The 21,158-nt window shown below is 63.6% G+C and carries 19 protein-coding genes; 10 read left to right on the top strand and 9 right to left on the bottom strand.

Features of this window, described 5'->3' with window-relative positions; genetic code table 11:
• Window positions 1-43 precede the first annotated feature (43 nt).
• From JMY29_RS04590 to JMY29_RS04575, 4 genes are all read left to right on the top strand, one after another.
• Window positions 44-2,509 (top strand): helicase-associated domain-containing protein, encoded by a 2,466-nt coding sequence (locus tag JMY29_RS04590; protein ID WP_189076049.1) that lies wholly within the window; start codon window positions 44-46, stop codon window positions 2,507-2,509.
• A 74-nt stretch (window positions 2,510-2,583) separates the two neighbouring features.
• A complete protein-coding gene (locus JMY29_RS04585; protein WP_189076050.1) occupies window positions 2,584-4,242 on the top strand; it encodes a DNA repair helicase XPB in 1,659 nt (552 codons plus the stop codon).
• Between the two features lie 209 nt (window positions 4,243-4,451).
• On the top strand, window positions 4,452-4,925 hold the full coding sequence (locus JMY29_RS04580; RefSeq protein ID WP_018779565.1) for a hypothetical protein: 474 nt from the start codon (window positions 4,452-4,454) through the stop codon (window positions 4,923-4,925).
• 12 nt (window positions 4,926-4,937) lie between these two features.
• Window positions 4,938-7,022 (top strand): multicopper oxidase family protein, encoded by a 2,085-nt coding sequence (locus JMY29_RS04575; RefSeq protein WP_189076051.1) that lies wholly within the window; start codon window positions 4,938-4,940, stop codon window positions 7,020-7,022.
• A 25-nt stretch (window positions 7,023-7,047) separates the two neighbouring features.
• Here JMY29_RS04575 and JMY29_RS04570 read toward each other — a convergent pair whose 3' ends face one another.
• Both JMY29_RS04570 and JMY29_RS04565 read right to left on the bottom strand, forming a co-directional pair.
• Entirely contained in the window at window positions 7,048-7,266 is a 219-nt protein-coding gene (locus tag JMY29_RS04570; protein ID WP_189076052.1) for a hypothetical protein, read from the bottom strand.
• A 68-nt stretch (window positions 7,267-7,334) separates the two neighbouring features.
• Entirely contained in the window at window positions 7,335-8,258 is a 924-nt protein-coding gene (locus JMY29_RS04565) for a LysR family transcriptional regulator ArgP (protein ID WP_189076053.1), read from the bottom strand.
• A 69-nt stretch (window positions 8,259-8,327) separates the two neighbouring features.
• Here JMY29_RS04565 and JMY29_RS04560 point away from each other — a divergent pair, with 69 nt between their 5' ends.
• The 4 genes from JMY29_RS04560 to JMY29_RS04545 all read left to right on the top strand — a co-directional run bounded on the left by JMY29_RS04560 (window position 8,328) and on the right by JMY29_RS04545 (window position 11,664).
• The gene (locus JMY29_RS04560; RefSeq protein WP_189076054.1) at window positions 8,328-8,969 is read left to right on the top strand and encodes a LysE/ArgO family amino acid transporter; all 642 of its coding nucleotides are present in this window, start codon (window positions 8,328-8,330) and stop codon (window positions 8,967-8,969) included.
• Between the two features lie 83 nt (window positions 8,970-9,052).
• Window positions 9,053-9,763 carry a response regulator transcription factor gene (locus JMY29_RS04555; protein ID WP_026267426.1) on the top strand — a complete coding sequence of 237 codons (711 nt, stop codon included), beginning with the start codon at window positions 9,053-9,055 and terminating at the stop codon, window positions 9,761-9,763.
• Between the two features lie 2 nt (window positions 9,764-9,765).
• Window positions 9,766-11,229, top strand: coding sequence for a sensor histidine kinase (locus JMY29_RS04550; protein ID WP_039240006.1), 1,464 nt, complete (start codon window positions 9,766-9,768; stop codon window positions 11,227-11,229).
• A 144-nt stretch (window positions 11,230-11,373) separates the two neighbouring features.
• Window positions 11,374-11,664, top strand: a complete 291-nt coding sequence (locus JMY29_RS04545; protein ID WP_018779558.1) for a WXG100 family type VII secretion target — start codon at window positions 11,374-11,376, stop codon at window positions 11,662-11,664.
• A gap of 107 nt (window positions 11,665-11,771) precedes the next feature.
• On the opposite strand, the gene JMY29_RS04540 is transcribed toward JMY29_RS04545, so the two are convergent.
• From JMY29_RS04540 to JMY29_RS04520, 5 genes are all read right to left on the bottom strand, one after another.
• Complete coding sequence (locus JMY29_RS04540; RefSeq protein WP_189076055.1) at window positions 11,772-12,836, bottom strand: ribonuclease HI family protein; 1,065 nt, start codon at window positions 12,834-12,836, stop codon at window positions 11,772-11,774.
• 177 nt (window positions 12,837-13,013) lie between these two features.
• Complete coding sequence (gene groL, locus JMY29_RS04535; RefSeq protein ID WP_018779556.1) at window positions 13,014-14,639, bottom strand: chaperonin GroEL; 1,626 nt, start codon at window positions 14,637-14,639, stop codon at window positions 13,014-13,016.
• 320 nt (window positions 14,640-14,959) lie between these two features.
• Window positions 14,960-15,163, bottom strand: a complete 204-nt coding sequence (locus JMY29_RS04530; RefSeq protein ID WP_011773737.1) for a cold-shock protein — start codon at window positions 15,161-15,163, stop codon at window positions 14,960-14,962.
• Between the two features lie 168 nt (window positions 15,164-15,331).
• Complete coding sequence (locus JMY29_RS04525) at window positions 15,332-15,952, bottom strand: LytR C-terminal domain-containing protein (protein ID WP_039240003.1); 621 nt, start codon at window positions 15,950-15,952, stop codon at window positions 15,332-15,334.
• A 49-nt stretch (window positions 15,953-16,001) separates the two neighbouring features.
• Window positions 16,002-16,337, bottom strand: a complete 336-nt coding sequence (locus tag JMY29_RS04520) for a DUF3263 domain-containing protein (protein WP_039240001.1) — start codon at window positions 16,335-16,337, stop codon at window positions 16,002-16,004.
• Between the two features lie 108 nt (window positions 16,338-16,445).
• Between JMY29_RS04520 and JMY29_RS04515 the strand changes: the two genes are divergently transcribed.
• On the top strand, window positions 16,446-17,213 hold the full coding sequence (locus JMY29_RS04515; RefSeq protein ID WP_189076056.1) for a uracil-DNA glycosylase: 768 nt from the start codon (window positions 16,446-16,448) through the stop codon (window positions 17,211-17,213).
• Window positions 17,214-17,350: 137 nt separating this feature from the next.
• A complete protein-coding gene (locus tag JMY29_RS04510; protein WP_189076057.1) occupies window positions 17,351-18,190 on the top strand; it encodes a siderophore-interacting protein in 840 nt (279 codons plus the stop codon).
• An 81-nt stretch (window positions 18,191-18,271) separates the two neighbouring features.
• On the opposite strand, the gene JMY29_RS04505 is transcribed toward JMY29_RS04510, so the two are convergent.
• Together JMY29_RS04505 and JMY29_RS04500 are read right to left on the bottom strand one after the other, a co-directional pair.
• Complete coding sequence (locus JMY29_RS04505; RefSeq protein ID WP_018779551.1) at window positions 18,272-19,759, bottom strand: threonine/serine exporter family protein; 1,488 nt, start codon at window positions 19,757-19,759, stop codon at window positions 18,272-18,274.
• 26 nt (window positions 19,760-19,785) lie between these two features.
• On the bottom strand, window positions 19,786-21,102 hold the full coding sequence (locus JMY29_RS04500) for a peptidoglycan bridge formation glycyltransferase FemA/FemB family protein (protein ID WP_018779550.1): 1,317 nt from the start codon (window positions 21,100-21,102) through the stop codon (window positions 19,786-19,788).
• Window positions 21,103-21,158: the final 56 nt, after the last annotated feature.

Raw genomic sequence — 21,158 nt, 5'->3', positions numbered from 1 at the left:
CAGGATCGGGCACGAGTTGCCGCGGGGCGGTAACGTTGGATTGATGTCCCTTATTCGCGCGCTCAGCAAGGAACTGGAAGCGCGCAGCGACAATTCGCTGCGGGCCTTGTTTGCCGCGCGGCCTGATCTCATTTCCCCCATGGCGCCGGACTTTGCGGCATTGGCTGCGAGGGCGAGCGCACGCGTCAGTGTGCAGCGGGCACTTGAACGCCTGAACAAGCCGGAAATGCAGGTCCTGGAAACCCTCCATCTGTGTACCAACACCGATACCGGGCACAGCGTTTCGGCGGCAGGGTTGAAGAAGGTCATCGCCGGTTCCACTCTTTCGGCCTTGGATCCGATCCTCGCAAAGCTGCAGGAGCTGGCCTTGATCCACCGGGCTGACCCGCCCCAGGGTTCTCCGCCCACCTCGTCGCGCCAGCGTTTCTACCTTCCGGTGGGCAGCCTCAAGGACGTGATCGGCATCTACCCGGCTGGACTGGGCAGGAGCTACACGGAACTTGTGCGGTTGCAACCCGCTTTCGCCCAGCGGGTGGTCCAGTTGGTCGCCGAGCTGCACCAAAGCGGCCTGGGAATCCATCCGGCCAGCACACCCATGGATGCGGCCCTGGCCCTGCAGCGATGGACGGCCACCCCCGAGAACCTGCGGGCCATCCTTTCGTCAGCGCCCGAACGGACGCTTGGCCTGCTGAACAAGTTCGGCAGCTGGGCCATGGGCGCAGTACCCCAGGCACAGCGGCGGGCTTCCGTTACGCACGAAAGCCACGACGTCGGGCCCATTGACTGGTTGCTGGCGCGCGGCCTGCTGGTTCCCCTGGATGCCGGCCACGTCGAATTGCCCCACAGCGTGGGCCTTGCACTCCGGGGCGGCGCCATCATTGACGACTTCACTCTTTCCCCGCCGGTTCCGGAGTTGGGGCACACCAGTGCGGCACTGCGGCGCAACGCGGCCATGGGTGCCATCGCGGAAACACTGCGGTTGGCCAACGAGCTGCTGTTCGCTGTCCGGGAGCAGCCCCTCACCACGCTCCGGAGCGGTGGCGTGGGCGTCCGGGAACTGCGTCGCCTTGCCGAGTCGATCCGCCTGGGTGTGCACGAAACGGCGATTCTCCTGGAGCTGTGTGCCTTGTCCGGCCTGCTGCGCCTGGACGTCGACAGTTCAACGTGGATCCAGCCGCCGTCCCTGGAATGGCTCAGTCTGCCCCGGCAGGAACAATGGCTATGGCTGGTCAATGCCTGGCTTGCCAGCGAGCGCGCCCCTTCGCTGGTGGGGCAGCCGCTGACGGGCCCTTCGTCCTCGACGGCCCATCATGGTGCAGCGGGCACCACCATCAACGCCCTGTCCGCAGAGGCCCAGCGGCCGGATGCCCCGGTGGTCCGGCGTCGTGTCCTTGAAATCCTGAACGAGCTGACCGTCGAGGCAGCCGCGCCCGACGGCAAAGCACCTGTCCTGGACGCCAGGGCCGTACTCCAACGCGCCGAGTGGGCTCAGCCGAGGATGTCCCGCCGTTTCAGCTCCCTGGTCCGCGGCATCCTCGACGAGGCCGCCCTGCTGGGTTTGATGGGTTCCGGGGCGTTGACGCAACTGGGCTCAGCCATTGCCGATGCCCAGCCGGAGCAGGCCATCACCATCCTCGGCGAGCATCTGCCGGCCGCCGTCAACCACATCCTCCTGCAGGCCGACCTGACGGCCGTCGCCCCGGGCTACCTGGCTCCGGAGCTCAGCGAGACGCTGTTGCTGATGGCCGACGCCGAAGGCCAGGGGCCGGCGTCGATCTACCGTTTCTCTGCCATCACCATCCGCAGGGCCCTCGACGCCGGACAGGACGCGGAGTCGCTGTTGGCTTTCCTTCGCGAGCACTCGGCCACCGAGGTACCCCAGCCATTGGCGTACCTCATCCAGGACACAGCCTCCCGCCACGGCCGCCTCCGGATCGGAACCAGTGCCAGCTTCATCCAAAGTGACGACGAAACCGCCATCTCCGATCTCCTGCAGGAAGCCAGGACCTCCGTGCTGAGCCTGGTACGCATCGCCCCCACCGTGCTCACGTCCTCGGCCAGCCCCCGTGAAACGGCCCGCGTCCTGCGCGAGCTGGGACTTTCGCCGGCCGTGCAGGAGGCCGAACCCGCCGTCGTGCGTTTCAAGCGGACCACCGCGGTGCCGGGCAGCGCGCGGCCTGTCTACACCGCCCCCAGGACCGCACCCCCGGACGACGACGTCGAGGCGCAGCTGACGGTTCTTCGTCAGCACCGCGGCGTCCCGGCCGAGGCGACGGGCGAGGCATCCACGCAGCTGGGCCTGGAGACGCTCCAAACCGCGATCCGGCTCAAACAGGCGGTCACCATGAACGTGGTGGACAGCCTGGGGAATGCCAACACCGAAACCGTTGTTCCTGTATCCGTCTCCGGCGGACGGGTCAGGGTGTTCGATCCTGCCAGGGACACCGAACGGGTGTTGTCCATCCACCGGATCATCGATGTGGAACCCGCCGGAGAAATGCGTTCATGAAAACAGCGCTGCCAGCCAAACGGCGCTTTGACGGTGCCAAGTGAGGATTCAGCTGTGAACGTGAGGATTCAACTGTGAACGACGGTCCGCTGATCGTGCAAAGTGACAAGACCATACTGCTCGAAGTCGACCACGAGCTCGCCACCGAAGCCCGGCACGCCATTGCGGCCTTCGCCGAACTGGAGCGCGCCCCGGAACACATGCACAGCTACCGGCTCACGCCACTGGGCCTGTGGAATGCACGCGCTGCGGGCCTGGACGCCGAGCAGGTACTCGATACCCTGCTGAAGTACTCGCGCTTCCCCGTGCCGCACGCACTACTGATCGACATTGAAGAAACCATGTCCCGCTACGGCCGCCTGCGGTTGGAGAAGGACCCCCAACACGGCCTGGTGATGCGCACCGACGACTATCCGGTACTCGAGGAAGTCATCCGCGCCAAGAAGATCGCTCCCCTGCTGGGGCCGCGGATCGACGGTGAAACCGTGGTGGTGCATTCCTCGCAGCGGGGACAGTTGAAACAGTTGCTCCTCAAACTGGGCTGGCCCGCCGAAGACCTCGCTGGATACGTTGACGGGCAGCCACACCTCATCATGCTGGACGAGAGCGGCTGGCAGCTGCGGCCGTACCAGAAGCTGGCCACGGAGAACTTCTGGGCCGGCGGCAGCGGCGTCGTCGTGCTCCCCTGTGGTGCCGGGAAGACACTGGTGGGCGCGGCAGCCATGGCGACGTCCTCCACAACAACCCTGATCCTGGTGACCAACACTGTTTCGGCGCGGCAGTGGAAGCACGAACTCCTCAAGCGGACGTCCCTCACCGAAGACGAAATCGGTGAGTACTCCGGCTCCGTCAAGGAAGTCCGGCCCGTCACGATCGCCACCTATCAGGTCCTCACAACCAAGCGCGGGGGCCTGTATCCGCACCTGGAACTCGTGGATGGGCACGACTGGGGACTCATCATCTACGACGAGGTCCACCTGTTGCCTGCCCCGATCTTCCGCATGACGGCGGATCTGCAGGCCCGCCGTCGTCTGGGCCTCACCGCCACGCTGGTCCGTGAGGACGGCCGGGAAGGCGAAGTCTTCAGCCTTATTGGTCCCAAGCGGTACGACGCGCCATGGAAGGACATCGAAGCACAGGGTTACATCGCACCCGCGGACTGCGTCGAAGTGCGGGTGGACCTCCCCCGCGACGAACGCGTGGCCTACGCCATGGCCGATGATGCCGACAAGTACCGCCTGTGCGCTACCTCCGAAACCAAAACCAAACTGGTGGAAGACCTGGTGGCCGTCCACAAGGGCGAGCAGTTGCTGGTGATCGGACAGTACATCGACCAGCTGGATGAAATTGCCGAGCGCCTGGACGCGCCCCTGATCAAGGGCGAAACCACTGTCAAGGCCCGCCAGAAACTCTTTGATGCTTTCCGCAAAGGCGAGATCCAAACCCTGGTGGTCTCCAAGGTAGCCAACTTCTCCATTGATCTCCCCGAAGCGTCCGTGGCCATCCAGGTGTCAGGTTCCTTCGGTTCCCGGCAGGAAGAGGCGCAGCGGCTGGGGCGCCTCCTGCGTCCGAAGCAGGACGGCAGGGCTGCCCGGTTCTACTCACTGGTGGCCAGGGATACGCTCGACCAGGACTTTGCCGCCAAACGCCAACGGTTCCTGGCCGAACAGGGCTACGCCTACCGGATCATGGATTCGAAGGACGTCGGCAAGGACGTGGGTCAGGAACAGTAGCGGCCCTTCCGGGAATGTACCTCAGGACCCTTGCTATTCACCTCCAGCGAATTTACGATTCCTAGTGAAGCTCTCCGCCCTACGTGGTTGCCCCTGGTCCAGGCAATCCGGCGGCCAGCCGTCGGCGGTGGGGGTAGCCCGCAGCCAGGGAGCCGGCGGTTCGAAGGCCTAGAAGAATCCGAAAAGAAGTTTTCCCCAGAGGATTCCCCATGCGTAAAGCCCTCCTGGTCATTTCCGCAATCGTCCTGTTGTCAGCACTCGCGCAGTTGTTTTTCGCAGGATACTTCCACTTCCAGAACACCATTGAAGCCCAGCGCGAAGCTGGTGTCTTCCACGTGATGAACGGCCAGTATGTGCTGCGTTACTCGGCGCTCCTCGCCGCCATTGTGGCCGCCATCGCCCGGATGGGCGCCCGGACAATCTGGCTGGCAGCCGGAATTTTCCTGCTTTCCTGGGTCCAGCTGTTCATTTTCATCATCGGCGGCATGTTGACCGGTTCTTCGGAAGACTTCATCACCCCTGCCGGATCATGGGTTGTCTCTATCCACCCGATCACCGGTGTGCTGATGATCTTCATGTCCTACTGGCTCTTCAACCGCGCACGCGCAGCGGCCCTCAATCCGCAGCCGTTGCCTCCGAAAGCTGCTGCTTCGGATGCTTCTGCCTCCTCCAGCGCAGCCTGAGCAAAGGCAGCTGTGAATACCTCGCAGCTGCTGGCGGTGGATTTGGTGTTGTCCATCCTCGCGGCCGCAGCCTGGACGGCTGCCGTGTGGATGACTGTTGTTTCAAGCACTGACCCGAAGCCGGGGCCGCGCCGCGGGATTGACCTGGCTTTGCTGTTGGTGGGTGTTGCCGTGATCGTGACGGTGTCACGCTATGCCTTGCTTCCGTCTTTGGTGGCCGGCGGTTGGTGGTTTGCCAGCGAACGCATAATCATCAGTCTGCCTCTGACCGCCATCCCCGCGGCTTGGGCCGCGATGGCCGGTGTTCCGTTCTTGCTGAGGAGGCGGAACACCGGCGCCAAACCTGCCAGGGCCCGGTGGTGGTTCGGGCGAAGCCGCCGAGGGGCGGTGATGGCAATGGTGGCGGCGGCCTCGTCCGCTGCCGCCGCACTGGTTCTAGTCCTGGTCCTCGGACCGTTCCCCGCACCGTGGAGCATCGCAGTACTACTCTTCATGGTGGGCGGAACAATGCTGATCGCCTGGATCGCCCTGGGAAAGCCGGCCGGCACCGGCGTCGCGCGAACCCATGGCAGACGTTCGACGACGGCGTCGGCCGCCGTGGCCGCCCTTATGCTTTGCACAGTGTTGGGGTCGGGAGTCTTTGCATGGCTCGGGAGCCGCTCCGCCGATGGCGCGGCGATAGCCGCCGCTGTAAGCCATCACCGCGGTAACAGCGCCGCCACGGTCGCGGACCCGACGCCGGTGACCAGCCTTGTGGGTGAGACACCCAAAGATGCGGTGGTCCGGCACTACGAACTGACAGCCCGGGTGGAGCAGCTGACCCTGCCATCCGGACGAACCACGGAAGCCTGGACCTTCGGGAGCGTTCCTGGCCCGATGATAGAAGCCACGCTGGGCGAGGTAGTGGAGGTGGTTCTCAAGAACCGGGATGTCGCCGCCGGTGTGACTGTCCATTGGCACGGCTACGACGTCCCCAATGCCATGGACGGAGTGGCTGGCGCAACACAGGACGCAGTGATGCCTGGCCAGTCCACCACCTACCGCTTCACCGCAGCACAGGCCGGTACGTACTGGTATCACACACATCAGGATTCGGCCGAGGGGGTCCGCAAGGGCCTCTACGGCGCATTCGTCGTGCACCATCCCGCGAAGGTCCGTGCTGACACGGATATCGTGGTGGCGGGGCACGACCTCAGCGGTCTGGGGTTGCTGGGCTCCTCAGACCGCAGCAGCGAATACCGGGCCGCCCCGGGGACGAGTGTGCGGGTGCGGCTGGTGAACACCGATTCCTTGCCCCAGCGCTACCTTGTGGAAGGCACGTCCTTCAAGGCCGTGGCCGTGGACGGTACCGACGTCAATGAGCCCGGGGACATCAAGGGAAAGTTGGTGCGGCTGGGAGCGGGCGGCCGGGTGGATGTTGCTTTCAGCATGCCGGACTCCCCCGTCACCCTGCGCTCGGATTCGGCAGCCGACGCCGTGGTGGTCATTGCCCCACCCGGATTCCCCACAACGGCCCAAGGGCGGGCGCCGTCAGGCGTTTTTGCCACCACTCCTGTGCTGGACCTTTTGGATTATGGCAGTCCACTGTCCGCCGGGAATACGCTGGCCGGGAATACGCTGGCCGGGACTCCGACAGAGGCGTCCGGTCCACCTGCCTCTGCTGTCACCCGCGAAGAGGTAGTGGTGCTGGACCGGCAATTTCGTTTTGTGGATGGTGTCCCGCGGTATGCCTTCACTGTGAACGGGGCGGCGTACCCGCTGGTGCCGTCCATTGAGGTGGCGGAGGGTGACACCGTGAAAGTGACGGTGGTGAACAGGACCGCCGAACCCCACCCGATGCATCCGCACGGTCATCACGTGCAGGTCCTGAGCAGGAACGGCGTGGCACCCAGCGGCTCACCGCTGGTCCTGGACACCGTGGATGTGCTGCCCGGCGAAGTATGGGAAGTACTGCTGCATGCCGACAACCCGGGAATTTGGATGGATCACTGCCACAATCTGGATCATGCTGCCGAGGGCATGATGATGATGCTCAAATACGAAGGCGTGTCATCACCGTTCGTCCACGGCGGCCACGCCGGGAACCGGCCCGAGTAAGGCGTTCAGGCGACCCGCCAGGGGTTCAGGCGACCATCCGGTTTGAGGGCGTGGTGTCCACTTGATCAATGACGGCCCAGGAGTCCGCGTCGCGGAGCTGCGCATTGGCGAAGCGTTCTGCCTCCATGAGGTCCTGGAAGTCTTCACGCCGGACCCGTCCGGTGTCCGTGTCCAGGTAGGTGACATGGAATTCGACCTCACCGGTGAGGTGATGGATGCTGACTGGAGCTGCTGAGTTTGCCATGTTTTAAGTGTGGAACGGGGCACCGACATTTTTGGAAGCATCGGCGGGCGTGTTCGGATTTAGCGTCTTCAGGACTGGCGGAGGTATTGTGCCGACACCCGGCGGACCGTCTCGCTGAGCGTGTCCAGTGCAGAGGACGCCGTGCTCCACCGCTGCCAGTACAGCGGCACATCGAAAGGCTGCTCCGGAGCGAGCTCTATCAGCCGCCCGTCCGCAATGTCGGGACCGCATTGGACTTCCGGGATGAGACCCCAGCCGAGTCCTAGCCGGATCGCATCGCCAAAGTCCTGGGATGCCGGGACATAGTGGCGCGGGCCTTTCCTCTCGGGAACCGGCCGCCCCTCGGCGTTGATCACGGACTGGACGAAGGCCCATTGGTAGGTGTCTTTGCGGTCGAAGTCCACTGTTGGCGCAGCATTGAGTGCTGCGCCGTCGAGGCCCTTGGGAAGGCCCGGAAACCAACGTTCCACGAACGTCGGAGCGGCCACGGGGAGGTACCGCATGATGCCGAGGCTTTCGACGCGGCAGCCTTGGACGGGCTCGGGCGTGGCCGTCACAGCAGCCATGACCGTGCCTGACCGGAGCAGCGACGTGGAGTGCTGCTCGTCGTCACGGTGGAGATCGAACGTGACGTTATGGCTGCCGGGCACTTGGGCAAGCGCCTTCAGGAACCACACCGCCAAAGAATCCGCGTTGACCACGATCGGCAGGGCCAGTTGGGGCTGGCCACCATCCAGACCCAGTTCCTTGCCCGCGTCGGCTTCCAGCTGTCCCACCTGCCGCGCCAGCCGCAGGACAACCTCGCCGGCTTCAGTTGCCAGGGCGGGGTTGCTGCGTTGCAGCAGGACCCGGCCCGTGGATTGTTCCAGTGCTTTCAGCCTTTGGGACACCGCCGACGGCGTGATGTGAAGCATGCGCGCCGCCGCTTCCAACGTGCCCTCGGAGAGGACAGTGGCAAAGGTCAGCAACTGTTCGGATGGAAACTGGCTCATAAGCTCAGCTTACGCAGATTCAGAAACTTTAGCTGGTCTTAGGTTTGGGACCGCCGTAACTTCGGGAGGGTGACTTCCCTTGACTACTTCCATTCCGCAGGCCTCGGCCTGGCCACGGGTCTTGCCCTCATTGTTGCCATCGGCGCCCAGAATGCGTTCGTGCTGCGCCAAGGCATCAGGGGCGAACACCTCGTCCCCATCGTCGCTGTCTGTGCGCTTTCGGATGCCGTCCTGATCGCGGCCGGAGTTTTCGGTACAGGTGCGCTGATGACGGCAGCGCCTGCCGCCGTCGTCGTCCTCCGCTATGTAGGCGCCGCATTTTTGGTGACGTACGGCGTGATGGCGGCCAGGCGCGCCATGCGGCCGCAGTCGTTGACGACGGGCGAAAGCACCAGTGGTAACGGTGGTACCGGCCGCAAGGGCGGTGCCCTGGCCGCGGTAGCCACCGTCCTCGCACTGACCTGGCTCAATCCGCACGTCTACCTGGACATCGCCCTCATCGGCTCGCTGGCGAACGCCCAAGGCAGTCCCCTGCGGTGGTGGTTCGGGGCCGGCGCCATGGTGGGCAGTATTCTCTGGTTCTGTTCCCTGGGATTCGGTGCGAGGTTCCTCCGCGGCTTCTTCGCCCGTCCGTTGTCCTGGCGGTTCCTGGACGGCGGGATTGCCGTGACCATGGTGGCGCTGGGAGTCGGGTTGGTCCTGCAGGCATAACCAACCTGACACGCCGTTGGCACTTGGGGGGCTCACATGCAGCATTCAGAGAACTCCCAGTTTCTGGGAGCACTATGGGTGTCATGAAAAAGAACGGTCCTGAAGCCAAGCTCCTTGTGGTTGACGACGAGCCCAACATTCGCGAGCTTCTTTCCACGTCTCTGCGTTTCGCCGGCTTCGAGGTGGTGGCCGCGGCCAACGGTCGCGAAGCCCTCGCCGCCGCCGACCTTCATGCCCCGGACCTGGCGGTCCTGGACGTCATGCTTCCGGACATGGACGGTTTCACCGTCACCCGCCGCCTCCGCGCGGCCGGCAAGCACTTCCCCGTGCTTTTCCTGACCGCGAAGGATGACACCGAAGACAAGGTCACCGGCCTGACGGTGGGCGGCGATGACTACGTCACCAAACCGTTCAGCCTTGACGAGGTTGTGGCCCGGATCCGCGCCGTACTCCGCCGCACGCAGCCGCTGGAGGACGATGACGCCGTCATCCGCGTTGACGATCTTGAACTCGACGACGACGCCCATGAAGTGCGCCGCGGCGGCACCGTGATCGAGCTGTCCCCCACCGAATTCAAGCTGCTCCGCTACCTGATGCTCAACCCCAACCGCGTGTTGTCCAAGGCCCAGATCCTTGACCACGTGTGGGAATACGACTTCAACGGAGATGCCTCGATCGTCGAGTCCTACATTTCCTACCTTCGCCGCAAGGTGGACATCGATCCCGATGCCGCAGCCCTCATCCAGACCAAGCGCGGCGTGGGCTACGTGCTGCGAACGGCAGAGAAGCGCTGACCTTGCTGCAACGCTGGAAGTCGGCTTCCCTGCGGTCGCAGCTGGTAGCCATCATCATGTGCCTGCTCCTGCTTGCCCTCGCGGCGACCGGCGCGGGTACCCTGACGCTCGTCAAGAGCTACCTGCAGGGCCAAGTCGACGACAAGCTCAAGGCCGCTGTCGCCTTGGCCCAGGACCGCCAGTCCTTCGACAGGCTGACCGAGCCTAACAGCGCCGTGCCCGCAGACACCGCGGTTCCCACGGACTATTCCCTGACGCTTTACGTCCCTGACCTTGCACCGTATCCATTCGGCGGCAGCCAGAGCGATCGTCCGGCGATTTCCAACATCACCCCGCTGGAAGCGAAGCAGCGCGCCAATGCGCCCTTCCAGGTCAAGGGAACCGCCGGAACCAACTGGCGGGTTGTTGCTGTGGGAGTCGTGGCCAACGGGCAGAATGGCGTGGTCATCATTGGGCTGCCGCTGACTCCCGTGGACAAGGTCATGGAGCACGCCGTCCTCGTGGTGGTGGGCGTCGGCCTGCTGACGCTGGTCCTGGCGTTCTTCATAGCCACCTGGACAGTTGCACGGTCCTTCCGCCCCCTGGCCAAGGTGGAAAAGACCGCAGCGGCCATTGCCGCAGGCGACCTCTCCCGCCGTGTGGAAGTAGACAATCCGCATACCGAAGTGGGCAGGCTCGGCGGTTCCCTCAACGCCATGCTCGCCCACATCGAAGCCTCGTTCGCCGCACGTGCCGCCTCTGAGGGCCGGATGCGCCGCTTTGCCGCGGACGCGTCCCACGAACTGCGGACTCCCCTGGTGACTATTCGAGGCTTCTCCGAGCTGTACCGGCACGGAGCCCTCTCCACCGAGGAAGACGTGGCCATGGCCATGGGGAGGATCGAAAGCGAAGCCAAGCGGATGGGTTCAATGGTGGAAGACCTGCTGCTTCTGGCGCGCCTGGACGAACAGCGGCCGCTCCAGCTCAAGCCTGTAGACCTGCAGCTCCTTGCCCACGACGCCATGGTGGACACCAAGGCGTCCTCCGGCGACCGGACCATCACCCTCACAGGTCTCGACGGCGATTCCCCCTCTGCGGCGCCGGTCCAGGGGGATGAAGCGAAACTTCGCCAAGTGATTGGGAACCTGGTGGGCAACGCCTTGCGGTACACGCCGGAGGGAAGCCCGATTGAGCTCGCCGTCGGCGTAAGCACCACCCCCGCCGGGAAAATGTCCGTCATTGAGATCCGCGACCACGGGTCCGGGATTCCGGAGTCGGAAACCAACAAGATCTTCGAACGCTTTTACCGGGCAGACACCTCGCGGACCCGGGAAACCGGTGGCAGCGGCCTGGGACTGGCGATTGTGGCGGCGATCGTCGGCTCCCACGGTGGCTCGGTCCAGGTGACAGAGACCGACGGCGGCGGCGCCACTTTGGTGGTCAGCCTCCCCTTCCGTGAAGAACCGGCCGAGGTGCCGTCCGCATAGTGCTTTTGCACATAGCAGTCTTATCCACATAGCGATGAAGGGCCGTTACGGGCTGCAGGCGCAGTCCCTAGGCTGAATGCAGTGGCCACGCTTCCCAAGCAGCCCGCGCATACGGCGGGACATCTTCATCGAAAGGCACCATCCATGACCGTCATCTCCGTTGATACCGAGCTGCTGCAGCTCAAGTCCGCCAACGTCAAAGGAACTGTGGACCGCATCAGTACAGACGTGCACACCATGAGACGCGGCCTGGAAGAACTGCAGGCCAGCTGGAAAGGCTCAGCGGCCAACAACTTCCAGGCCCTCCTGGTGGAATGGTCGCTCACCCAAAGCAAGGTCGAAGCCTCTCTGGATTCCATCACCATGGCATTGGCCTCGGCCGCAACCAGCTACTCAGAGGTGGAACAAGGCAATACCCAACGCTTCGCCTACTAGGATCCCCTCGGACCAAACGTCCCGATCCAGGACGCTTCGATTTCCTGCGGGGCCGGCTGTCTTCCCCCTGTGCATCCGGCCCTGCAGGTTATACCGGGCTGTCTCAGCTACTGTTTTTCGAGCGTGCCCTGGTGGAACCGCAGCCGCCATTGGCCCCGGTCGAGCGTCCAGACGGAGCTGCGGAGCGCTGAACCGGAATGGCTGAAACTGCGGTAAGTCAGCAGGATGGTGTTTTCGCTGAGCCGGTCCGCGCTCAGGAGTTCCAGTTCCGTTGCCTCTCCCGGGTCTTCTTCCAGGGCCATCATCATGGCATCGCGTGTCCAGTAGCGTCCCGAGCTGCCGATCTCGGCGAAGTCCGGGTGAAGGAGAACTCCGATCCTTCCGATGTCGGCCCTGACGTCCGGCCTGAGCAGTTCGCGTTCCAAGGCAAGGACGGTGTCCTCAGCCGAGAGCTCGGGCGCTGAAGTGTCATCTCCCAGTTCGCTGAACAGGTCGGGCTGGCCGAAAAGGCCCGCCTCGCCAAACAGGGTGGGCTCGAAATGTGGCCGGATGCTCCGGTCAGGACGCGCGGACGCCGGAAGTGCATTCGAGCCGGACACAGAAGCGACCCCGGAGGCCACGGCAACGGGCTCGGGCCGGACCGGTACCTCCGATACCGTCGTCGCTGCCGGAGATCCCTCGCCGGCAGCGGTTGCCTTCTCCTGGGCTCCAGGGAAGCCGGGGCCACTGCGCGGCGCTATGCCCTGCTGATAAGCCGTGGCCACCGCGCGTGCGCGCTCGTCCGCTGCCTCATTGAGGTCATGGCCAGCATGGCCCTTGACCCACTCAAACGTGTACTTGCGTCCCGCGATCGCGTGGTCGATCTCTTTGAGGAGGTCCACATTCAAGACGGGCTTCCCATCGGCCTTCCGCCAACCCTTTCGCTTCCAGCCCGGCATCCACTTGGTTATGCAATTGATGACGTATTGGCTGTCGCAAAGGATCAGCAGTTCTTCGTGAGGTACGTGGGCTGTTGACCGGAAAAGGTCAAGCACAGCCATCAATTCACCCTGGTTGTTGGTGCCGTGCGGCCACCCTCCCGCGCGCCAACAGGAGTCATCAACGTACCAGGCCCAGCCGGCCGGTCCAGGATTACCGAGGGCAGACCCATCGGCGGCAGCAATAATCGTCATGCATTAATCCTGCCAGACCGCACCGACACTTAAACGCGCCCGCGCCCCGGCAGCCAGCAGCAGCAGGCTCCAGAAAACCTGGCCGCAGACGCACAACGGCGGCCCCCACCGGAGTGGGGACCGCCGTCGCGTGTTTTCAAGCGTGAGCCTGGCGCTGTATCGCTACAGCTGTGGGGCTTAGAAGCCGCCCATGCCGCCCATGTCGTCGCCGCCGGGAGCCGGAGCGTTCTTCTCGGGCTTGTCTGCAACAACAGCCTCGGTGGTCAGGAAGAGACCAGCGATGGAAGCAGCGTTCTGGAGAGCCGAGCGGGTGACCTTTACGGGGTCGTTGACGCCGGCAGCCAGAAGGTCTTCGTAGACGCCCGTGGCAGCGTTCAGGCCGTGGCCGGAAGGAAGGCCGCGAACCTTGTCCACCACAACGCCCGGCTCCAGGCCGGCGTTGAAAGCGATCTGCTTTAGCGGTGCGTCGATGGCAACCTTGACGATGTTGGCACCCGTTGCCTCGTCACCCTGCAGGGTGAGGTTGGCGAATGCCTTGGCGCCTGCCTGGATGAGGGCAACGCCACCACCGGCAACGATGCCTTCTTCAACAGCAGCCTTCGCGTTGCGGACTGCGTCCTCGATGCGGTGCTTGCGTTCCTTGAGCTCAACTTCGGTGGCGGCACCGGCCTTGATGACTGCAACGCCGCCGGCCAGCTTGGCCAGGCGTTCCTGCAGCTTCTCGCGGTCGTAGTCGGAGTCGGAGTTCTCGATCTCGGCGCGGATCTGGGCCACGCGGCCTGCGATTGCGTCAGCGTCGCCGGCACCTTCAACGATGGTGGTCTCGTCCTTGGTGACAACAACCTTGCGGGCGGTGCCGAGGAGGTCCAGGCCGGCGTTTTCGAGCTTGAGGCCAACTTCTTCGGAGATGACCTGGCCACCGGTGAGGATGGCGATGTCGGCCAGCTGGGCCTTGCGGCGGTCACCGAAGCCCGGAGCCTTGACGGCAACAGACTTGAAGGTGCCACGGATCTTGTTGACGATCAGGGTGGCCAGGGCCTCGCCCTCGATGTCTTCGGCGATGATCAGCAGCGGCTTGTTGGACTGCATGACCTTCTCCAGAACCGTGACGAGTTCCTTCACGTTGGAGATCTTGGAGTTGACGATCAGGATGTACGGGTCTTCGAGGACCGTTTCCTGGCGTTCTGCGTCCGTGACGAAGTAAGCGGAGATGTAGCCCTTGTCGAAGCGCATGCCTTCGGTGAGCTCAAGTTCCAGGCCGAAGGTGTTGGACTCTTCAACCGTGATGACGCCTTCCTTGCCCACCTTGTCCAGGGCTTCGGCGATCAGGCTGCCGATTTCCGGGTCACCGGCAGAGATGGAAGCCGTAGCTGCGATCTCTTCCTTGGTTTCGATTTCCTTGGCGGAGGCCAGCAGTTCGCTGATGACTGCCTCAACAGCCTTCTCGATACCGCGCTTGAGGGACAGCGGGTCGGCGCCTGCGGCAACGTTGCGCAGGCCTTCCTTCACCAGTGCCTGGGCGAGGACGGTTGCAGTGGTGGTACCGTCGCCAGCGACGTCATCCGTCTTCTTGGCAACTTCCTTGACCAGTTCTGCACCGATCTTCTCGTAAGGATCGTCCAGCTCGATCTCCTTGGCGATGGAAACGCCATCGTTGGTGATCGTGGGGGCGCCCCACTTCTTTTCGAGGACGACGTTGCGTCCACGCGGGCCGAGGGTGACCTTGACGGCGTCTGCGAGGATGTTCAGGCCCCGCTCGAGGCCGCGGCGTGCCTCTTCATCAAATGCAATGATCTTGGCCATAACGGCGGTAGTCCTTTCGGGACAGTCGTTAAGAAGGTACCTGTCAGATGGGGTGCCCGCGACGGACGGTCCTTCACGTGCGGCCTCTGTATGCCCCGCGTTCCGAACCTCACCCCACCAAGGTGTTTCTTGATCTCCCAGCGATCCCACCACTGTCCGCCACCGGGGAAACCCGGGCCGGATTTAGCAGTCGAACCGCAGGAGTGCTAAATCAATAATTAGCACTCGACCGGGGAGAGTGCAAGCAGAGTCTCCACTTTTCGCAGTAAAAACACGGGTTTCAGCCGATAGCTGATGGCGATGCGGGACAACCCTGAAAGTCAGGCGACGCGAACACCCTCGGCCTGCGGTCCCTTCTGGCCCTCCCCCAGTTCGAACTCAACCCTCTGGCCCTCCTCGAGGGCACGGAAGCCATCCATCTGGATAGCCGACCAGTGCACGAAGACGTCGTCGCCGGACTCATCCACAGTGATGAATCCGTAGCCCTTTTCGGCGTTGAACCATTTGACGGTTCCCAATGCCATGATGCCCACACTTTCGCAGTAGCCAAGACCGGTTGCCGGGATCTCCGGACCGGAATTAGTCCACTGTAACCACAGTCACTCCGCCGGCGCTGCCCCCAATGGGCGGGGTGCTGGTTTTGTTATTGAGGCTTAACCGAGTTGGCCGTTTTGGGCCGTGGAGCCGCGCCGTTACTGGTAGCCGGGTCCCGCTACGACAACCAGCGGCTGCTGCACATCCGGGGTCTCAATGATCGTCTGGATGCCCAGGAGGGTTCCCAAGGCCTCTGCATTGGCCTTCTGCGCCGGAGCGTTGTAGAAGATCACCGAGGTCTGCTGGGGAATGCCGCCCCAGTTGGCTACCGTGCTGAGCGTCCAGCCACCGCCCTGCACCAGGCCTGCAACCCTGCCCGCCAAGCCGGCAGTACCTGCCCCGTTGTAAACCGCCACCGGAACGCTCTTGTCTACCGGCGCCGATGACGGCGTCGCTGACGGAGTGCTCGACGGCGTCGGCTGGGTGCTCGGTTCGCTGGAAGCGGGCGGGGCGCTGCTCGATTCGGAAGGCGCAGCGGACGGCGAGGTGGATGTTTGCTGGGGTACCGGCGTCGAGACGTTTGACGACGCGCTGGGCGCGACAAGCCCAAGGTTCGGCAGGATGAGGAACGCTACGAGGCCGAGCACCAGAGCCACAGCTCCAACAGTCAGAACCGGCCACAAGGTGGGACGCGCGATGTCCTGGCCGTCGCGATGAACGCCCTGCCGGGAGGTGTTCTGTGGGACCTGGTCGAATTCGTCCCTGGCATATTTGGTCATGGTGAAGCGTTGTCCTTGCTGGTTGCTGCTGACAGATCAGCCTGGCGATTTACGCGTCCGACCCCAAGCGCCGCGCTGTCCGCGCGCGTTGGCGGGACGTACGTAGTCTACGCAATCTCTTGACGAGCATGGGGTCGTGGGCCAGCGCGTCCTCGGTGTCGATCAGTGCATTCAGGATCTGGTAATAGTGGGTGGCAGAGAGGTCGAAGAGCTCCCGGATAGCCTGTTCTTTCGCGCCGGCATACTTCCACCACTGCCGTTCCAGCGCCAACATCTGCTGATCACGCTCACTCAACGGGGAGTCGCTTCGGGTACCGGCCGTGAGATCTTCCAAGGCCAACCCGTCGGCCTGCGGCGCCATTGGTTCCGGTGCTGGTTCTGCCACGGCACACTCCTTCGACGCTTGTTGGGGAAAATGTCCTACCCCCATGTTACGGGCGAATAACATCACTGTCATTCGCCCGACCTCCGCCACGCGGGAGACAATGGCCGGGTGACTGGCGAGGATGCTCTCTTTGATCTTGAACCTGCGGGCCCGGAGGACGCGGGCTTGGCTGCGCTGCTTGACCGTCCGATTGAGGAGCTGATGGCTCCCGACTGGGCCGATGCCCTGCGTCCGGTCGAAGGCCAACTGCGCGATGCCCTGTCCTTTGCCGCCCGGCGTGCCAACGACGGCAAACAGATCCTCCCCGCCTCCGGGAACATCCTCCGGGCGTTCCAGCAACCCTTGTCCGACGTCAAAGTCCTCCTCCTGGGCCAGGATCCCTATCCGACACCGGGACACGCCGTGGGACTTTCCTTCTCCGTCTCGCGCGAAACACGGCCCATCCCCCGCAGCCTTGCCAACATTTACCGAGAGCTTCATGACGACCTCGGCCTCCCACCCCGCGTCCATGGCGATCTCAGCGCATGGACGGAGCAAGGCGTCCTCCTCTTGAACCGCGTCCTCACCGTCGAGGCCCGCAATGCCGGCGCCCACCGGGGGAAAGGATGGGAGGCCATCACGACGGCGGCAGTCACCGCCGTTGCACTGCGGACGGACGGTGCGGGACGGCAGAAGCCGCTGGTCGCAATCCTGTGGGGCAAAGACGCCGAAAGTGTCGTGCCGCTGCTGGAGGGGGCGCCGTCGGTGGTCTCCGTCCATCCAAGCCCGCTCTCGGCGTCCCGGGGCTTCTTCGGTTCCAAACCCTTCAGCAGGACCAACGCATTGTTGGTCGAACAAGGCGCGAAACCTGTCGACTGGGAACTCCCGGTCCTGTAGGACGTGAGGAAGCGTTTGGCCCAAGCACGCGGAACGTGAGGAAGCGTGCGGCCCAAGCACGCGGAACGTGAGGGAGGGTTTGTAACCTTCGACTCATACCCGGCCGGGGCCCAGTCCATTAGCTTAGGCTTACCTATATGACTGCTCTCCCCGTCACCTCGTCCGCCACACGCAAAAGCCGTCCGCAGGTCAACCTGACCGTCTTGCGGAACGAGCGCCTTTCACCCCACATGGTGCGGATCGTGGCCGGCGGTCCGGGGTTCAACGACTACGTCAACAACGACTACGTGGACCGCTACGTCAAGATCGTCTTCCCGCAGGACGGCTTCGACTACGAGCAGCCCCTGGACTTGTGGGCCATCCGCGAGACCATGCCACGCGAACAGTGGCCGCATACCCGGACCTACACCATCCGCTGGGTGGACCTGGAGGCACAGGAACTGGCCATCGACTTCGTGGTGCACGGGGATGAAGGCCTTGCAGGTCCTTGGGCGGCCAAGGCCGGGCCCGGGGATTCGCTGATTTTCACTGGTCCGGGCGGCGGCTACAACCCATCCCCCGACGCCGACTGGTACCTGTTTGCCGGAGATGACGCAGCGATCCCTGCGATCGCCGCATGCATTGAGGCCCTGGACGCCGACGCCCGGGGAACCGCCTACCTCGAGGTGGACAGCGAAGCCGACATTCTTCCCCTCGCAGCGCCCCACGGCGTCGAACTGCACTGGCTGCTGCGCAAGGGCACGCCGGCCGGCTCCAGCCCCCTGCTCCTGGACGCCCTGCGCAGCACCGAATGGCTGCCGGGACGCGTCGACGTCTTCGCGCACGGCGAGCGGGGGTACATGAAGGGCCTCAGGGAGATCTTCTTCGTCCAGCGCGGCCTGGAGCGTTCGCAGGTTTCGTTGTCCGGGTACTGGGCGCAGGGCCGCGTGGAAGAAGTGTTCCAAGCTGAGAAGAAGCTTCCCGTCGGCCAGATCTAGCCGACTTTTTGTACAGATATTGCCCCTAAAAAGGCCTTTTAGGGGCAACATCTGTACAAAAACTCGAGAGGGGGAGGCGGCCTAGCGCCGGCGCACCCGGCGGCGTTCGTTGCTGGAAAGACCCTTGGTCAGCGGCCTGGCGAGGTTGTCGCCGAGCACGATTCCAGCGGCTACCCCGAGTACGATCGCGCCTGCATTCAGCATTCCGCCCGCACCCAGCAGGATGTTGCCGCCTTCCACGGTCAAGGCATACATTGACCGGAAAATGGTGAGCCCCGGCAGCAGGATGAGCGCGGCCGGAACAGCCACCACCAGCTGCGGGGCACCCAGCTTCAACGCCACCACACGGGCCAGGAGGCCAATGGCCACGGCCGCAACGGCTGGAGACAAACGGTCCCCCAGGCCGGCCTGGCCGACCCCCCACAAAACGAAGAAACCTACCAACCCGACTGCCGCCGTCGGAATCAACAACCGCATCTGGGTCTGTTCCGTCACGCCGATTGCCACCACGGCGACGGCGATCAGGATGGCCTGGCCCCACAGCGGGTACGCGTCGGGGAACGTCTGGGTGACGTCGAGGACGGCACTGCCCATCAGTGTCCCGACCACCACGGCCACGCCAATGCCCGCCACGATCGCGCCAAAGGTCAGCAGCGTGGAGAGGAACCGGCCTGCGGCAGTAACCGGGAAGCCGTTGATGGCATCCTGCACCGAGGACACCAGCCGGCCCGTGGGAAGGAGCAGCAGGATTCCACCGGCCACCACAATGGATGGGGCGATCTCCACCCCCGCCCAACGGAGCATCAGGGCAACGAACGTAACCAGGAAGGCGCAGGCCATGGTGTTGAAGAAGTCCGCCGTCCGCCATCTAACAAGCTGGCGGGACAGCAGGCTGATGAGGATGTTGGAACCGAAAGCCACCGCCGAGGCACCAATGCCGCCACCCAACACACCCACAAAGACTGCGGCGAAGATACCGAAGGCGATCGTCACCATCCACCGGGGGAAGGGTTTGGCACTGCGGATGATGCCGTTCAGCCGGCGAACGGCTTCGTCACGGCCAACTCCCCCGGCCACGATGTCGGTGACCAGTTGATGGACCTGAGCCAATCCGGCGTAGTTGTTGGTCCAGGAGCGCACCACCCTCAGCAGGGTGATGGGGGTCTGGTCCTTGGGAGCGTAGTTGATGGCCACCGACTGGTTGGTGATGTCCACTTCCACGTTCTTCAGTCCGAGCGCGGCCGTGACAGCGATCATGCTCGTCTCTACTTCCAACGCACCCGCACCGTAACGGAACATCACTTCGGCCAAATGGAGCGCGAAGTCGATGGTCTTGCGGGCCGAGGCGTCCACGCCAACCACCTGGATGGTGGGATTGGCGTAAGGACTCCCGGCGAGCCGGTCCACGATGTTCATGGGAGCGGTAGGCGGACTATCGCCCTGCACCAGGCGCATCAGCATGCGTTTGGCGTTGACGTTCTGCCGGACCTGCGACGGGCGCAACGGCTGGGTCTTTGGCAACCCGTCGGTCTGGGGCCGGCTGGCGGACCCATCGGGGCGTTCAGTCACGCGGCGATCCTCCCTTGGCTGTTTGATCAGCGGTTACCCCGCAGGTTTCGTACTACCGGCAATTTGCCCAGCGGCAATCGTCCCAGAACTGTCTGGGCGGCCCCTGCGAGCTTCCTGGCCACACGGTACGCCGTGTACTTCAAGGGACTGACCGGAGCAACGAAGTCACCCAGCAGCTGGACTACCTCGCCACCGAATCCCTTTTTGAATTCATAGCCACCGTGCCCGGTTTCGTCCTGGCCCTGGATGCCGAAAGTCCCGTAGAAGTTGTAGCGGGAGTAGCCGTTGTTCAGCGCGTGTAACATCATGCCCCAGTAAAGGGACGTTGCGCCGTTGAAGTAGATGTAGTCCTGCACGGTGCCGCCGATGACGCACGTGAGTTCGTCACCTGAACACGCAAAGTGGATGGCAGCTACGGTAGCCACGCCCACGGAGTCCGGGAAGCGCTCGATGTCCTTCAGGCTTCGCTCGTAGCTGTCCACGAGATCCTGGACCACTTTGACGCGGTTGGCTTTCTTCTTGCTGCCGGTTTCCTCAACCTCCCGCTTGAGGTCAGCAAGGGTAGCGGATTCAGCTTCCAGGCGTTCGGTAATGGAGGCCCGGTACTCGGGGATGTTGATCTTGGCCATCATGAGCTTGGTGAACTCATCGGAGGTGTTCCTGAGGAGTTGCTCGTAGTACTCGCGTTCGCGGTACGTGAAGCCCTTCTCGTCGCCGGCAGTGCTCAGCGCGCTGTAGAAGTCATCCAGCGTTTCCAGCGTGGCCTGTTCCAGGTACACGCCGTTCTTCTCCGCTTTCCTGATGGCCTTGCGGGTGCGGTAGTTCATACCCATGATGAGCTCTTCGGAATCGGCGATGCCGTCGAGCTGCTTGATGAACATCCAGTTGATGTTGGCGAAGTTCATGTCGAAGCCCTGGTGCTGGAAGCCAAGGCCTTCCAGTTCCTTGAGCAATGGACGGTTGTCCTCGACTTCCGGGTGCTCCGCGCCGTCCTCATCGCGCGCGATGTACCGGAGGTTGGGTGATATCCGTAGCTCTGCGGCCTTCTTCGAGGCCGCGTGCTTCTTCAACTGCCCGACGACGAAGCGAACCACTGCCGGGTCGCTGTAGTCCATCAGTGGTCCCTTAGCGCAGTCGGCTGTCTTGTAGCCAAAACGGTTGGACGTGTACACGAGCTTTCCTGCTGCGATAAGGCTCCCGCCCCGGGTCACGCCGAAGAGCTCGACTTCCTGTCCGCGGGCGCGCTGGAAACGCGTCAGGTCCATGGACTGGATGAAGCTCCCCTGCGGGTGTCCCTTGGCAAACGTCTCGAAATCAGCGTCGCTGAGAATCACGAATTCCATGTCGGTTCCAGCCTCGATCGGAGTCAAAGAAATTACCTCGCCTAAGTTAGATTTGC

Source organism: Paenarthrobacter nicotinovorans, assembly GCF_021919345.1.
Classification (GTDB): Bacteria; Actinomycetota; Actinomycetes; order Actinomycetales; family Micrococcaceae; genus Arthrobacter; species Arthrobacter nicotinovorans.
Note: the sequence above shows the minus strand (reverse complement) of the source record. Positions and strands in the feature narration are given on the sequence as shown.

What these genes read in the sequence shown, in the direction of transcription:
- JMY29_RS04555 (WP_026267426.1), top strand. Translation starts at nt 9,053, where the DNA reads ATGAAAAAGAACGGTCCTGAAGCCAAGCTCCTTGTGGTTGACGACGAG.
- JMY29_RS04545 (WP_018779558.1), top strand. Translation starts at nt 11,374, where the DNA reads ATGACCGTCATCTCCGTTGATACCGAGCTGCTGCAGCTCAAGTCCGCC.
- JMY29_RS04500 (WP_018779550.1), bottom strand. Translation starts at nt 21,102, where the DNA reads ATGGAATTCGTGATTCTCAGCGACGCTGATTTCGAGACGTTTGCCAAG.
- JMY29_RS04540 (WP_189076055.1), bottom strand. Translation starts at nt 12,836, where the DNA reads ATGACGATTATTGCTGCCGCCGATGGGTCTGCCCTCGGTAATCCTGGA.
- JMY29_RS04590 (WP_189076049.1), top strand. Translation starts at nt 44, where the DNA reads ATGTCCCTTATTCGCGCGCTCAGCAAGGAACTGGAAGCGCGCAGCGAC.
- JMY29_RS04565 (WP_189076053.1), bottom strand. Translation starts at nt 8,258, where the DNA reads ATGAGCCAGTTTCCATCCGAACAGTTGCTGACCTTTGCCACTGTCCTC.
- JMY29_RS04510 (WP_189076057.1), top strand. Translation starts at nt 17,351, where the DNA reads ATGACTGCTCTCCCCGTCACCTCGTCCGCCACACGCAAAAGCCGTCCG.
- JMY29_RS04530 (WP_011773737.1), bottom strand. Translation starts at nt 15,163, where the DNA reads ATGGCATTGGGAACCGTCAAATGGTTCAACGCCGAAAAGGGCTACGGA.
- JMY29_RS04570 (WP_189076052.1), bottom strand. Translation starts at nt 7,266, where the DNA reads ATGGCAAACTCAGCAGCTCCAGTCAGCATCCATCACCTCACCGGTGAG.
- JMY29_RS04525 (WP_039240003.1), bottom strand. Translation starts at nt 15,952, where the DNA reads ATGACCAAATATGCCAGGGACGAATTCGACCAGGTCCCACAGAACACC.
- JMY29_RS04580 (WP_018779565.1), top strand. Translation starts at nt 4,452, where the DNA reads ATGCGTAAAGCCCTCCTGGTCATTTCCGCAATCGTCCTGTTGTCAGCA.
- groL (WP_018779556.1), bottom strand. Translation starts at nt 14,639, where the DNA reads ATGGCCAAGATCATTGCATTTGATGAAGAGGCACGCCGCGGCCTCGAG.